11 protein-coding genes and 1 pseudogene are annotated in these 14,282 nt (G+C 72.1%); 6 read left to right on the top strand and 6 right to left on the bottom strand.

The window, feature by feature from the left end; all coding sequences use genetic code 11:
- Positions 1 to 345 precede the first annotated feature (345 nt).
- The 3 genes from AB0E62_RS08750 (at position 346) to AB0E62_RS08740 (ending at position 5,258) form a co-directional block, all read left to right on the top strand.
- On the top strand, positions 346 to 1,530 hold the full coding sequence (locus AB0E62_RS08750; protein ID WP_362190080.1) for an LCP family protein: 1,185 nt from the start codon (positions 346 to 348) through the stop codon (positions 1,528 to 1,530).
- Between the two features lie 240 nt (positions 1,531 to 1,770).
- Entirely contained in the window at positions 1,771 to 3,531 is a 1,761-nt protein-coding gene (locus AB0E62_RS08745) for an LCP family protein (protein ID WP_362190078.1), read from the top strand.
- A gap of 80 nt (positions 3,532 to 3,611) precedes the next feature.
- Entirely contained in the window at positions 3,612 to 5,258 is a 1,647-nt protein-coding gene (locus AB0E62_RS08740; RefSeq protein ID WP_362190076.1) for an LCP family protein, read from the top strand.
- Positions 5,259 to 5,301: 43 nt separating this feature from the next.
- Here the strand turns inward: AB0E62_RS08740 and AB0E62_RS08735 are convergent, their stop codons facing one another.
- Positions 5,302 to 6,324, bottom strand: coding sequence for a glycosyltransferase family 2 protein (locus AB0E62_RS08735; protein ID WP_362190074.1), 1,023 nt, complete (start codon positions 6,322 to 6,324; stop codon positions 5,302 to 5,304).
- A 251-nt stretch (positions 6,325 to 6,575) separates the two neighbouring features.
- Here AB0E62_RS08735 and AB0E62_RS08730 point away from each other — a divergent pair, with 251 nt between their 5' ends.
- Positions 6,576 to 7,943 carry an LCP family protein gene (locus tag AB0E62_RS08730; protein ID WP_362190154.1) on the top strand — a complete coding sequence of 456 codons (1,368 nt, stop codon included), beginning with the start codon at positions 6,576 to 6,578 and terminating at the stop codon, positions 7,941 to 7,943.
- A 51-nt stretch (positions 7,944 to 7,994) separates the two neighbouring features.
- Here AB0E62_RS08730 and AB0E62_RS08725 read toward each other — a convergent pair whose 3' ends face one another.
- Positions 7,995 to 8,543, bottom strand: a complete 549-nt coding sequence (locus AB0E62_RS08725; protein WP_362190072.1) for an acyl-CoA thioesterase — start codon at positions 8,541 to 8,543, stop codon at positions 7,995 to 7,997.
- A 118-nt stretch (positions 8,544 to 8,661) separates the two neighbouring features.
- On the opposite strand from AB0E62_RS08725, the gene AB0E62_RS08720 reads away from it, so the two are divergent.
- Positions 8,662 to 9,984 carry an LCP family protein gene (locus AB0E62_RS08720; protein ID WP_362190070.1) on the top strand — a complete coding sequence of 441 codons (1,323 nt, stop codon included), beginning with the start codon at positions 8,662 to 8,664 and terminating at the stop codon, positions 9,982 to 9,984.
- 62 nt (positions 9,985 to 10,046) lie between these two features.
- Here the strand turns inward: AB0E62_RS08720 and AB0E62_RS08715 are convergent, their stop codons facing one another.
- The 3 genes and pseudogenes from AB0E62_RS08715 to AB0E62_RS08705 form a co-directional block, all read right to left on the bottom strand.
- On the bottom strand, positions 10,047 to 10,412 hold the full coding sequence (locus tag AB0E62_RS08715; protein ID WP_362190068.1) for a four-helix bundle copper-binding protein: 366 nt from the start codon (positions 10,410 to 10,412) through the stop codon (positions 10,047 to 10,049).
- A 104-nt stretch (positions 10,413 to 10,516) separates the two neighbouring features.
- A pseudogene (locus AB0E62_RS08710) lies at positions 10,517 to 10,798 on the bottom strand (SAM-dependent methyltransferase); the annotation flags it as partial.
- A 179-nt stretch (positions 10,799 to 10,977) separates the two neighbouring features.
- A complete protein-coding gene (locus AB0E62_RS08705; RefSeq protein ID WP_362190066.1) occupies positions 10,978 to 12,135 on the bottom strand; it encodes an acyl-CoA dehydrogenase family protein in 1,158 nt (385 codons plus the stop codon).
- 188 nt (positions 12,136 to 12,323) lie between these two features.
- Here AB0E62_RS08705 and AB0E62_RS08700 point away from each other — a divergent pair, with 188 nt between their 5' ends.
- The gene (locus tag AB0E62_RS08700) at positions 12,324 to 13,667 is read left to right on the top strand and encodes a UDP-glucose/GDP-mannose dehydrogenase family protein (RefSeq protein ID WP_362190064.1); all 1,344 of its coding nucleotides are present in this window, start codon (positions 12,324 to 12,326) and stop codon (positions 13,665 to 13,667) included.
- Between the two features lie 95 nt (positions 13,668 to 13,762).
- On the opposite strand, the gene AB0E62_RS08695 is transcribed toward AB0E62_RS08700, so the two are convergent.
- Positions 13,763 to 14,269, bottom strand: coding sequence for a CGNR zinc finger domain-containing protein (locus tag AB0E62_RS08695; RefSeq protein WP_362190062.1), 507 nt, complete (start codon positions 14,267 to 14,269; stop codon positions 13,763 to 13,765).
- Positions 14,270 to 14,282: the final 13 nt, after the last annotated feature.

Raw genomic sequence — 14,282 nt, 5'->3', positions numbered from 1 at the left:
CACCCCGGGACCGCGTTCACCCCGCGACCCCGTCCCGCCCGACGCCGTACTGCCACCCGGCCACGTCCCGCCCGGCAGCCGTACTCCCACCCGGCCCCTGCCCACCCCGCAGGCGTACTCCCACCTGACCCGCCCCGCCCCGCCCCGCAGCCGCCGTACGCCCGATCCGCGGCATCCGCCCGCGGTCGCGTGCCGTACGCCGGCCGTACGGGCCCCCGCCTCCCGGCCCCGGCCCTCGCCCCGCTCACCCGGTCGGAGCAGCAAAGGGCGGTGTGCCGTCCCGTCTGGCGCCATCGTCGTAAGGGCAGCACGTGACGCTCGTACGCCATGAGGGGATGGCCCACCGTGACCGACACCGCAGGCAAGTCCCTCGGTACCGGTCCCGGGCCGGGGGCCTCGGCCACCGGGGACGGGCTGATACGGCGCCGGCGCCGGCGGCTGCGGAACGCGGCGCTGGGGACGGCCGTCCTCCTCCTCGCCGCCGTCGGCGCCGGCTGGGCCGGTTACGCCCGGCTCAGCGCCAACATCACCGCCGACGAGGCCGCCGCCGCCGAACTGGCGCGCTACGAACGGGAGCGGCCCACCGCGTTGGTGCGCGACGCGCAGAACATCCTGGTGATCGGGTCCGACACCCGGGCCGGGGAGGCCAACCGCGTCTACGGCAAGGGCGTCACCGGCCAGCGGTCGGACACCACGATCCTGCTGCACCTGGCCGCCGACCGGACCAGCGCCACCGCCGTGTCGCTGCCCCGGGACCTGATGGTGGACGTCCCCTCCTGCCTGCGGGCGGACGGCACGCGCAGCGACCCGGTGTTCGCGATGTTCAACCACGCTTTCGAGGTGGGCGGTTCGGCGTGCACGATCCGGACCGTGGAGAAGCTCACGGGCATCCGTGTCGACCACCACATGGTGCTGGACTTCGCCGGGTTCAAGGAGATCGTGGACGCCGTCGACGGCGTGGAGGTCTGCCTGGCGGAACCCGTGGACGACAAGGCGGCGAAGCTGCGGCTGCCCGCCGGGCGGGTCACCCTGGACGGCGAGCAGGCGCTCGGGTACGTGCGCGCCCGCAAGTCGCTCGGCAACGGCAGCGACACCGAACGGATGGAACGCCAGCAGCGGTTCCTCGGCGCGCTCGTCGACAAGGTGCGCGGCGACGACATCCTGCTCAATCCGGTGAAGCTGTACCCGCTGCTGGACGCGGCGACCTCCGCGCTGACCACCGACCCGGAGCTGGCGAGCCTGCGCGGCCTGTACCGGCTGGCGCGCGGGCTGCGCGACATCCCCGCCGAGCAGGTGCGGTTCCTGACGGTGCCGAGGGAGTCGTACGTCTACAACGCCAATCGTGACCAGCTCGTGGAGCCCGAGGCCGAAAAACTGTTCGCGCGGCTGCGGGCCGATCAGCCGGTGGCGGTGGTCCCGCGGAATTCACAGGAAGTTCCCGGGGAGGACACAGGCGCGGGCGGCCCGGACGGCCCCTCGCCCGCCCCGACGTTCCGCGGGTACACCGCCGTCGGAGACAGCTGTGCGTAAACCGTCTACCAAAGACGGGGAACCTCCGTTCAGAAAATGAGGCGGATTGCCCGGTTGTAGGCACGTCGAATTTGTCACCGGCGTCGCCCGACGCTGAACTGGGCGGATAGTGTGAGCGATCCGGTGCACTTGGCCGCGAGGTCCGACGGGCTTGGTCGGGGCCGTGCACTGTTTCACCGAGACCCGAGCGCCTTGCAGGGGGAAGGCGCCGCGTGGCCCCGACGGAGGATTCGGACAACCGTGGACGCGCAAGGCCGTGGGCGGGCGGACAACATCGACCCCGCAGACCAGTGGGTGCTCAATCCGAACACCGGCGAATACGAACTGCGACTGAGCCCTTCCGCAGCGCAGCCACCGGTTCCCGGACCGCGCAGACCGTCCGCCGAGGACGACGGCGGTGCGGCGGGCGGCCGTGCCCGGCGGCAGGGCGGCGAGAGCCGGCAGCCCTCCCGGGCGCGCGGCTCCGAGGTGCCGCCGCCGCGCTCGGCCCGGCGCCGGGCCGCGGAGCCCCAGGCGCCGCAGGGCCGGCGCGCGTCGCGGCGGCCGGCGAAGAAGCCGTCGCGGGCGAAGAAGGCGCTGCTGTGGACCGGCGGGTCCATGGCGTTCGTGCTGGTCGCCGTGACGGCCGCCGGCTACCTCTACATCAAGCACCTGAACGACAACATCACGTCCGTGTCCGACGACGGCGCCAGTACGGGCGGCTTCCGCAAGGACGAGGCGATCAACATCCTGCTGATCGGCACCGACAAGCGCACCGGCACGGGCAACGAGGGCTACGGCGACGCGGGCAGCGCCGGGCACGCGGACACCACGATCCTGCTGCACGTGTCGAAAGACCGGTCCAACGCGACCGCGCTGAGCATCCCGCGTGACCTGATCGTCGACGTCCCGGACTGCCCGACCGAGCAGGAGGACGGCACCCAGAAGGTCATCCCGGGCTCGACGGGCGTCCGCTTCAACACCAGCCTCGGGCAGGACGACCGTACGCCGAGCTGCACCATGCGCACGGTGACCGAGCTGACCGGGATCAAGCCGGACGACTTCATGGTGGCCGACTTCAACGCGGTCAAGACGCTGACCGAGGCGGTCGACGGCGTCGAGGTCTGTCTGGCCAAGGACATCGACGACCCGGACTCGCATCTGAAGCTGTCCAAGGGCACCCACACGATCTCCGGGGAGCAGGCGCTGGCGTTCGTGCGCACCCGGCACTCCGTCGGCTTCGGCGGGGACCTGAGCCGGATCGGCCTCCAGCAGCAGTTCCTGGGCGCGCTGATGCGCAAGCTGAAGGGCAACTCCACGCTGACCAGCCCGACCAAGATGGTGAAGCTGGCGGAGGCCGGCACCAAGGCGCTGACCGTGGACGACAAGCTGGACGACATCAACAGGCTGAAGGACCTGGGGCTGGAGCTGGGCAAGCTCAACCCGAAGAACCTGACCTTCACCACGCTGCCGGTCAAGGACAACCCGGCCGACGGCACCGTGCACAAGACGGTGATCCTGGACCAGGCGCTGGCCCCGCAGGTGTTCCAGGCCATCCAGAACGACGTCTCCTTCACCGAGGTGAAGAAGCGGCAGAAGGCGGCGAAGGACGCCCAGGCCGCCCGGCTGAAGGGCACCAAGGCGCCCGCCTCCGAGGTGCGGGTGCGCGTCCTCAACGGCGGGGCGCAGGCCGGCAGCGCGCAGGCGGTGCTCGGCTGGCTGCAGAACACCGAGGGCGTGACCAAGTCGGAGAACGGCGGCAACGCCCCCGGCAAGCTGGCGAAGACCACGCTGGAGTACGCGCCCGGCCAGGCGGCCCAGGCGCGCCGGCTGGCCGAGATCATGGGCCTGTCCGGGGCCGCGCTGAAACCGGGCGAGAGCGTGACCAACGCGCAGGGGCTGCCGGCGATGACGCTGACCCTGGGCGAGGACTTCAAGGGAGCGGGGATCTCCCTGACACCTCCGACGAAGGCGCCGAAGGTCGACAAGTCCACGGCGGACACGGTGAAGTGCGCTTCGTAGGTAACCCATGGGGCCCGTCGTGCGTCTAACCGGACGCGGGACGGGCCCGCTGCTTGGCGCGAGGGCGGGGAGGGCAGGGAGTGGCGCAGAGCGAGGTGCGCGGAAGGACTCCGGCGGTCGAGGACGCGGTGGCGCGCGCGCCCCGCACCGGCGAGGCGACGGCGGGTCCGGGCGGCGGCGGGCACAGGCGGCGGCCGGGCGGTGGGGGGACCGACCGGCGGCGGCGCAGACGGCGGGTGCTGCGCTGGTCGGCGACGGTGCTGGCGGTGGTGATACTCGGCACGGCGGGCGCCGGATATCTGTACTACCAGCATCTCAACAGCAATCTTCAGAAGGGGCGGCGCGCCAACGGCGACGACTCCAAGGCGCACCGGACCGCGCCGAACGCGGCCGGCCAGACCCCGCTGAACATCCTGCTGATCGGCTCCGACAGCCGGGACTCCGCGGAGAACGTGAAGCTCGGCGGCAGCAGGGACCACGCCGGCGACCCGCCGCTGGCGGACGTGCAGATGCTCATCCACCTCTCGGCGGACCGCAAGAGCGCCGCGATGATCAGCATCCCGCGCGACACCCGGGTGGACGTCCCCGCGTGCACGGACCCTGACACCGGCAAGGAATATCCGCCGACGAACGACATCATCAACGTCACCCTGGCCCGGGGCGGGGCCGGATGCACGCTGCTGACCTGGGAGAACCTCACCGGGGTCTATATCGACCACTGGATGACGATCGACTTCGCCGGCGTGGTGCGGATGGCCGACGCGATCGGCGGCGTCGACGTCTGCGTGAACCAGAACGTGTCGGACCACCCGACGGCCACCGTGTCCGGCGGGTCCGGGCTGAAGCTGACCAAGGGCACGCACAAGGTGAAGGGCAAGCAGGCCCTGCAGTGGCTGCGCACCCGGCACGCCTGGGGCGACGACCTGATGCGGGCCCGCGCCCAGCACATGTACCTGAACTCGATGATCCGCACGCTCAAGCAGCAGAACGTGTTCACCGACACGGGCCGGCTGATGGACCTGGCGGACGCGGCCACCAAGTCGCTGCACGTGTCCGAGGAGATCACCTCGGTCAAGAAGCTCTACGACCTCGGCATGCAGCTGAAGTCGGTGCCGACGGACCGCATCACCTCGGTGACCATGCCCAACCTGAAGGACCCGCAGAACGGGAACCACGTCATCCCCGACAAGGACAACGCCGACAGGATGTGGCGGATGCTCCGGGACGACGTGCCGTTCGACAAGAACGGCACGAAGGCGGACGGGAAGAAGGAGAAGGCCGGGAGCGGGCCGGCCAAGAAGCCCTCGCTGGACCCGGCCCGGCTCGGGGTACTGGTGCAGAACGCCACCGGCACCTCCGACGAGCCCGCGGTGCCGCAGCGGGCGTCGGCGATCGGCCAGGTGCTCGTGGGCAAGGGCTACAGCCGGGCGCAGTCCGACACCTCGGGCAGCCAGGCCGAGGACAGGACGCTGGTGCGCTATCCGAGCGCGGACCTGGAGGGCGACGCCCAGGCGGTGGCCGGGGCGCTGGGCATCCCGAGGAGCCAGGTGCAGAAGTCGACCGAGGTCTCGGGCGTCACGGTCGTCGTCGGCGCCGACTGGCGCTCCGGCGCGTCCTACCCGAAGAAGTCCGAGCCCAAGGCCGGCGACCTGCCCGAGAACTCCGACGCCGTCAACGGCGCGGACACCTCGAAGTGCATGGACGTGTACGCGCCCTACCGCTGGTAGCGGTCCGGCGTCCGGGGCCCCGGCGGCGGGGCCCCGGCACGGATCAGGCGTGGACGGCGGGCCGGCGGGAGGCGATGACCTTGCGCGCCAGCGACTTCGGGCTGGTCAGGAAGCCCCAGCCCCACGACATGTGCATGGTGGCCAGGGCCACGGGTATGCGCAGCCGGGCCGTCAGCGGCAGCCCCTTGCCGGCCGGGACCGAGCCCGCGACGATCGCGGCCAGGTAGCCGCCCGGGACCACCAGGCCCCAGGGAGTCAGCGCCACGCCGACGACGAGACCGGCCGCGATCGCGCACACCGCCACCGGCGGGGCCAGGTAGCGCAGGTTGATGGAGCCGGAGTGGTACCGGGCGACGACGTGCCGCCAGCGGCCGTAGTCCTTGTACTGCCTGGCCAGCGCGCGCACCGACGGCCTCGGCCGGTACGACACCCGCAGCTCGGGCGAGAACCAGATCAGCCCGCCCGCCTCGCGGATGCGGAAGTTCAGCTCCCAGTCCTGGGCACGGATGAACTCCTCGTTGTAGCCGCCCTGCTGCTCCAGCGCCTCGCGCCGGAACACGCCGAGGTAGACGGTCTCGGCGGGGCCGGCCTGGCCGCCGGTGTGGAAGGCGGCGTTGCCGACGCCGATCTTCGAGGTCATGGCGGCGGCCACCGCGTGCTCCCAGGCGTTCTCGCCTTCGGCGTGCATGATGCCGCCGACGTTCTGCGCGCCGGTCTCCTCCAGCAGCCGCACGGCGGTGGCGATGTAGTTCGGCGACAGCATGCCGTGGCCGTCCACGCGGACCACGATCGGGTGCCGGGACGCCTTGATCGCCGCGTTCAGCGCGGCCGGGGTGCGGCCGGTCGGGTTCGGCACGGTGTGCACACGGGGGTCGGCGCGGACCAGCTCGGCGGCGATCTCGTCCGTGCGGTCCGTGGACGGACCCAGGGCGATCACGACCTCCATCTCGCCGGCGTACTCCTGCGCGAGGATCGCTTCGACGGCTCCGCGCAGATGCCGTTCCTCGTTCAGGACGGGCATGATCACGGACACTGCGGGGAGCCGCACGTCGGACTTGGCGTTCATAGGGGCCTCACGTTACCGCGAACGGGGGACACGGATGCGCGCCGCCGGGGCCGCGGCGCGGGCTGGAGATCGTATCGGCCTACTGTGCTCCCGGATCCCGCGTACGGCCTCGTCCGGAGGTGTCCCTCTTGCCCAGCCCGCCCCGGTCCCCGGCGCGTCCCCAGCGCCCCCCGCAGCCGCCCCGCCGCGTGCCGCACCCGCCCGAGCGGCCCGTCCACTCCCTCCGGCCGCCCCGGCGCCCGCGCTGGGCCATGCGGGCGGTCACCACGCTGTCGGTCGTGGTGCTCGCCTCCGCCGGCATCGGCCACGCGGTGGTCAGCAGCCTGGACGCGGGCATCGCCCGCATCGACGCCTTCAAGGACATGAAGAACCGGCCGCGGGGCGGCCACGGGATGAACCTGCTGCTGGTCGGCACCGACGGCCGGGACAAGCTCAGCGAGCGGGACCGGCGCGCCTTCCGGCTGGGCGGCCAGCCCTGCCACTGCACCGACACCATGATGATCGTGCACATCGCCGAGGACCGGGAGCGGGCCACCGTGGTGAGCCTGCCGCGCGACTCGTACGCCGAGACCCCCGCGCACACCGACCAGAACTCGGGACGGCGGCACGGCCCGCACCCGGTGCGGCTGAACGCGGCCTATGCCGAGGGCGGCCCGCAGCTGACCATCCGCACGGTGGAGCACATGACCCATGTGAAGATCGACCACTATCTGGAGGTCGACTTCACCAGCTTCATGCGGACCGTGGACGTGCTCGGCGGCGTCGAGGTCTGCACGCCGACCCCGATGAAGGACCGGTACACCGGGCTCGACCTCGCCGCCGGCGCCCACACCCTGCGGGGCGGGCAGGCGCTCCAGTACGTGCGCGCCCGGCACGTCGACGGGGCCAGCGACCTGGGCCGGATGAAGCGGCAGCAGCGGTTCCTGGCCGCGCTGCTCGACAGGGCGACCTCCTCCGGGGTGCTGCTGAACCCGATGCGGTTCCGGGACGTGACCCGGGCGGTGCTCGGCTCGGTCCGCGCGGACGCGGGTTTCGGCACCGACGAGCTGCTCGACCTCGGCCGGGCCATGCGGGACTTCTCGCCGTCCTCCTCGGAGTTCACCACCGTGCCCATCGGGCAGCTGAACTACCAGGTCAAGGGCATCGGCTCGACCCTGAAGTGGGATGCGGCGAAGGCGGCGAAGCTGTTCGCGGCGGTGCGCGACGACAAGCCGCTCACCCAGGACCCCCCGCACCGCTCGCGGGTGTCCGCGCCGGTGCCGGTGGAGGTGGCGCCGGACACGATCCGGGTGCAGGTGGCGAACGGCACGGGCACGATCGGGCTGGGCAAGCGGGTCGACGCGGCGCTCGCGGCGACCGGCTTCGCCACCACCCGGCAGCCGCAGACGGCCCCCGCCCATGTGCCGCGCACGCTGGTCTTCTACGACCCCCGCTGGGACCGCTCCGCCCGCTCGCTGGCCGCGGCCCTGCCGGGCAGCGAGCTGCGCCCGGTGCCGGGCCAGGGACCGCTGCTGAAGGTGACGGCCGGCGCCGACTTCAAGGAGGTCCGCGGCGTGCGGTTCGACGACCCGGGCCGGCCGGAGCAGAGCGTCCTGCGGGGCAGCCAGGCGGGGTGCTGAGCGCCCCGCGAGGCCACGGGGCGAGGTGCCGGACGCCGGGCGCGGGAGCGCTCAGTCCTCGAACCCCTCCGCCGCCCGCTGCTCGCGCAGCTCGCGGATGGCACGGCGGCGGGCCAGGCGGTGGGTGCGGCGGATCTGCGCCTCCTGGTAGCGGCGGCGGTCGCGGTCGGTCTCGGGTATGACCGGCGGCACCCGGCGCGGCTTGCCGTCGGCGTCCACCGCGGCGAAGACCAGATAGGCGGAGCCGACCTGGGTGGGCGGGGCGGACTCGTTCCAGCGCTCGGCGAGGACCCGGACACCGACCTCCATGGAGGTCCGGCCGGTCCAGTTCACCTGCGCCTTCACATGGACCAGGTCGCCGACGCGGACCGGCTCCAGGAACGCCATCTCGTCCATGGACGCGGTGACGGCGGGCCCCCCGGAGTGCCGGCCCGCCACGGCGCCCGCCGCGTCGTCGACCAGCTTCATGATCACCCCGCCGTGCACCGTCCCCAGCAGGTTGGTGTCGCTGTGGGTCATGATGTGGCTGAGGGTGGTGCGGGAGGCGGAGGTGGGCTTGCCCGGGATCTCCGGTTCCACTTCCGTGGCCTGGTCTGTCATGCCCTCCACCTTATGCCGACGCCGCTTCGCGGAATTTGTGTCGGGTTCGCAACAGCGGGGCCCTGATTTTCCGACAGCCCTTGTCCGGCACACCTCGGCGCCCGGCACACTGGTGCGCATGAATGACTGGCCCGAGGGATGGTCCGACGAGAACCGCGGCCCGCGCTACGGACGCGGCAGTGCCGGCGCGCAGCCGGAGAGCGCCCGTGTGATGCGTCAGGTGCGGCGCGGCCCGGCGGTACCGCCCGGAGCGCGCTCGGGGCACGACGGCTCCGGCCAGGCGGCGCCGCCGTACGGGGCCGGCGTGCCGCAGCAGCCGTCGTACGTGGACGGCCGGGGCCATGAACCGGGCGCCGGCGGCGAGTACGACAGCGGCTACAACACCGGCCAGGTCTACGGCACCCCCGGCGGCCGTGGCCCGGGTGCTCCGGGGGGCGCGCCCGCCCGGGGCCCGCGCCCGGCGCCGAACTGGCGGCGGCGGATCAAGTGGACGGCGATCACGGTGGCGGGTGTGCTGGTCGTCACGTCGGTCGCGACCTACTTCTGGGCCGACTCCAAGCTGCGCCGCGAAGTGGACCTCTCCAAGGTCATCGACCGGCCGGAGGGCGGCGACGGCACGAACTATCTGATCGTCGGCTCGGACAGCCGGGAGGGCATGTCCAAGGAGGACGAGAAGAAGCTGCACACCGGCGGCGCCGAGGGCAAGCGCACCGACTCGATGATGATCCTGCACGTCGGCGACAACGGCGACACGCTGATCTCGCTGCCGCGCGACTCGGACGTGGTGGTGCCCTCGTACCAGGGGTCGACGTCCGGGAAGGTCTTCCCGGCGCAGGGCCGGCACACCAAGCTGAACGCCACCTACGCCGAGGACGGGCCTACGCTGCTGGTCCGCACGATCGAGGCCAACACCGGGTTGCGCATCGACCACTACGTGGAGATCGGCTTCCAGGGTTTCGCCGGCATCGTGGACGCGGTGGGCGGTGTCGAGATCACCATCGACAAGGGCTTCAAGGACAAGTGGTCGGGCGCCGACTTCGAGGCCGGCAAGCAGACGCTGAACGGCCAGGAGGCGCTCGCGTTCGTGCGCACCCGGCACGCGTTCGCCGCCTCCGACCTCCAGCGGACCAAGAACCAGCAGAAGTTCCTCGCCGCCCTGGCCCACCAGGTGGCGACGCCGTCGACGATCCTCAACCCGTTCACGTTCTACCCGACCATGGGCGCGGGCCTGGACTCCCTGATCGTCGACAAGGACATGTCGCTGTGGGACCTGGCGTCGATGTTCTGGGCGATGAAGGGCGTCAGCGGCGGTGACGGCACCTCGATGAACATGCCGATCTCCGGTTCCGTGGGCGGCAACCTGGTCTGGGACAAGGCCAAGGTGAAGACGCTGGTGGACGAGCTGAACAACGACGAGAAGGTCACCGTCTCCGGCAACTAGGCAGCCGGCGGCGGGGGCCGGGGGCGCCGGTCCGGGTGCCCCCGGCCGTGCCGTCGCGGGGACTACACGCGTCCGGCGCCCGCCATCGCCCGGCAGGTCTCGGCACAGCGGCGACACGCCTCGGCACAGCGCGCCAGCTGCTGGTCGTCCGGCACGGCGGTACACGCCTCGGCGCACATCTCGCACGCCTTGGCGCACAGCGCGCACATGTCCATGTGCATGGGCGAGCGGCGCATCATCATGTCGGCGCAGATCCGGGTGGTCTCGGAGCAGTCCATCAGCGCGCGCATGATCTGCATCTGCTGCTGGCCGCCCTGCTGCATGCAGGAGCTCATGGTCTCCTCGCAGATGCTGTGGCAGTCCATGCAGGCCTCGATGCACTCCTGCATCTGCCGGGTGAGGGCGGGCATCGCCGGCGACTGGGTCATGGCTCCTCCTCGGGAGGCGGGGGCCCGGGGCGGACCCCGTCTGCTTCCGTCCTACGTCCGGCGCCCCCGTCCCGCACGTCGGGCCGGCGTTCCCCGCCCCGGGCCTACGGCTTGCGGCCCACCGCGCCGAAACGGGTGACCTCCGCCGGCTCCGGCTCCCCGGGCGCGGGCCGCCAGCGGGAGCAGGAGACCAGGCCGGGCTCCAGCGGCTCGACCCGGTCGAAGAAGCGGGCCGGCTCTGCGCGGCTGCGCAGGGTCATGGGCGCGGAGCCCTGGCCGTTCCGGTACTCCACCGCCTGGCTCATCGCCTCGCCGTCGACCAGGGTCCGGGCGGCGCCCCGCAGGATCGCCTCGGGGTCGCGGACATCGGCCTCGATGTGGTCCGACGTCGGTACGCAGCCGGGCCATGCGCGCGACGCTTCCGACACCCCTGCCGATGGTGTGGTCGGACAGGGCCCGCCATGGGCGCGGTCTCCTTCGAAGTGATCACGATCGGAACCGCACCGAAACGAGGAAGGAAGGCGCCCCGAGGGACGCCTTCCGGAAAACCGCGCGGCCCCGGCCGTTACGGCAGGTTGCGCGCCATGACGATGCGCTGGACCTGGTTCGTGCCCTCATAAATCTGGGTGATCTTGGCGTCGCGCATCATGCGCTCCACCGGGTAGTCACGGGTGTAGCCGTAGCCGCCGAGGAGCTGGACGGCGTCGGTGGTGACCTCCATGGCGACGTCCGAGGCGAAGCACTTGGCGGCGGCGCCCAGGTAGGTGAGGTCGGCGTCGCCGCGCTCGGAGGCGGCGGCGGCCTGGTAGGTGAGGGCGCGGGCCGCCGAGATCTTCATGGACATGTCGGCGAGCATGAACTGGATGCCCTGGAAGTCGGCGATCGGCTTGCCGAACTGCTTGCGCTCCTGGACGTAGCCCTTGGCGTAGTCGAAGGCGCCCTGGGCGACGCCGAGGGCCTGCGCCGCGATGGTGATGCGGGTGTGGTCCAGGGTCTTCATGGCCGTCATGAAGCCGGTGCCCTCCTCGCCGATCATGCGGTCGGCGGGGATGCGGACGTTGTCGAAGTAGACCTCGCGGGTCGGGGAGCCCTTGATGCCGAGCTTCTTCTCCGGGGCGCCGAAGGAGACGCCCGCGTCGGACTTCTCCACGACGAAGGCGGAGATGCCCTTGGAGCGCTTGGCGGGGTCCGTCACGGCCATCACCGTGTAGTACTCGGAGACGCCCGCGTTGGTGATCCAGCGCTTGACGCCGTTGAGCACCCAGTGGTCGCCGTCGCGGACGGCCTTGGTCTTCATGCCGGCCGCGTCCGAGCCCGCCTCCGGCTCGGAGAGGCAGTACGAGAACATCGCGTCGCCCTTGGCCAGCGGGCCCAGGTACTTCTTCTTCAGCTCCTCGGAGCCGGAGAGGATCACCGGGAGCGAGCCCAGCTTGTTCACCGCGGGGATGAGCGAGGAGGAGACACAGGCGCGGGCGACCTCCTCGATCACGATGACCGTGGCGAGCGCGTCGGCCCCGGAGCCGCCGTACTCCTCGGGGACGTGCACGGCGTGCAGGTCGTTGGCCACCAGGGCGTCGAGGGCCTCCTGCGGGAAGCGGGCCTCCTCGTCCACCGCCGCGGCGTACGGCGCGATCTTCGCCTCGACCAGGGAACGGACGGCGTCCCGGAGCATGTCGTGCTCCTCGGACGGGCGGTACAGGTCGAAGTCAGCCGATCCGGCCACGGTCTCTCACGCTCCAAAGACGCAGTGATACTGACGCTAATTACCGTTAAGTAACTCAAATTTTAGAGGTCCGGCCGCCACCCGCCTACGTGACCTGCGCGACAGCGGAGAATCTGCCCGGTGAGCGGCCCGGATATGCTCGGGCCCGCACGACCGAGCACCACCGACGGACCCGAGCTGGAGCACCCATGAGCCTGAAGATCACCGTGATCGGCACCGGCTACCTCGGCGCCACCCACGCCGCGGCCATGGCCGAACTCGGCTTCGAGGTGCTGGGCCTGGACGTGGTGCCCGAGAAGATCGCCCTGCTGGAACGCGGCGAGACCCCGATGTACGAGCCTGGGCTCCAGGAACTGCTGCGGGGGCACGTCGCCGGGATCGGGGGGTCGACCGGGCGGCTGCGGTTCACCACGGACTGGGCCGAGGCCGGCGCCTTCGGCGATGTGCACTTCGTGTGCGTCAACACCCCGCAGAAGCACGGCGAGTACGCCTGCGACATGTCCTACGTGGACTCCGCCATCGCCTCCCTCGCCCCGCATCTGCACGGCCCGGCCCTGGTCGTGGGCAAGTCGACCGTGCCGGTGGGCTCCGCCGAGCGGCTGGCGGCCTACCTGGCCGAGCACGCCCCGGCCGGCGCGGACGTCGAGCTGGCCTGGAACCCGGAGTTCCTGCGCGAGGGCTTCGCCGTCCAGGACACCCTGCACCCGGACCGGATCGTGGTCGGCGTGCGCGGCGAGCGCGCCGAGAAGCTGCTGCGCGAGGTGTACGCCACGCCGGTGGCCGAGGGCACGCCGTTCGTCGTCACCGACTTCCCGACCGCCGAGCTGGTGAAGACGGCCGCGAATTCCTTCCTCGCCACGAAGATCTCCTTCATCAACGCGATGGCGGAGGTGTGCGAGGCGGCCGGCGGTGACGTGGCCAAGCTCGCGGAGGCCATCGGCCACGACGACCGGATCGGCCGCAAGTTCCTGCGCGCCGGGATCGGCTTCGGCGGCGGCTGCCTGCCCAAGGACATCCGGGCTTTCATGGCCCGCGCGGGCGAGCTGGGCGCCGACCAGGCGCTGACCTTCCTGCGCGAGATCGACTCCATCAACATGCGCCGGCGCGGCCAGATGGTGGAGATGGCCCGGGAGGCGCTGGGCGGCGGCTCCTTCCTCGGCAAGCGGGTCGCGGTGCTCGGCGCCACCTTCAAGCCGGACTCGGACGACGTGCGCGACTCGCCCGCGCTGAACGTGGCCGGGCAGATCCACCTCCAGGGCGGCCAGGTGACGGTGTACGACCCGAAGGGCATGGACAACGCCCGCAAGGTCTTCCCGACCCTCGGCTACGCCGGCACCGCGGAGGAGGCCGTCCGGGGAGCCGATGTCGTGCTGCACCTGACCGAGTGGCGGGAGTTCCGCGAGCTGGACCCGGCGGCCCTCGGCGAGGTGGCGGCGGCGCGGGTGCTGCTCGACGGCCGCAACACCCTCGACCCGGAACTGTGGCGGCGGGCCGGCTGGACGTACCGGGCGATGGGCCGGCCGACGGCGTGACACCCCGGCCGGAGGCCTGAGGCGCCCCCGGTTCGGCCGAGGCTCAGTCGGCCGAACCGGGGGCTGTCCGCATTGTGCACCATCGGTGCCGGGCCTCAGGGGGCCTTCGCGCGGTAGCGGCGCATCTTGGCGCGCGCCCCGCACACCTGCATCGAGCACCAGCGCCCGCGCCCGGCGGGGCTGCGGTCGTAGTACGCCCAGTGGCAGGTCTCGGCCTCGCACGCCTTGAGTCTGGGCCAGGTGCCGGCGACGAGCGCCTCGGCGACGGCGGCGGCGACCCGGGAGAGCAGCGGGCCCTGAGCGGCGGGCGCCAGCCGGGCGGAGCCGTCGTGGTCGTCCACGACGACGTACAGCGGGGCCCGGGCCAGCAGGGTGCCGAGCGGGGTCACGGCGCGGTGCGGCGGATGGCCGGCGTGGGCGAGCAGCGCGGCCCGCAGCGACTCGCGCAGTTCGCGGGCCTCGGCGACGCCGTCCTCGGTGATCCCGAGCCGGACGCGGCCCTCGGGCGTGTCCAGCGCGTCGGTGCCGTCCGCGATGTCGAGCGTGTTCACCAGCGACTCGACCAGCGCCAGGCCGCCCGGAGCGGCGGATCTCTCGCTCATGCTTGCGACGTTA

This window comes from Streptomyces sp. NPDC038707, from assembly GCF_040636485.1.
Classification (GTDB): Bacteria; Actinomycetota; Actinomycetes; order Streptomycetales; family Streptomycetaceae; genus Streptomyces.
Note: the sequence above shows the minus strand (reverse complement) of the source record. Positions and strands in the feature narration are given on the sequence as shown.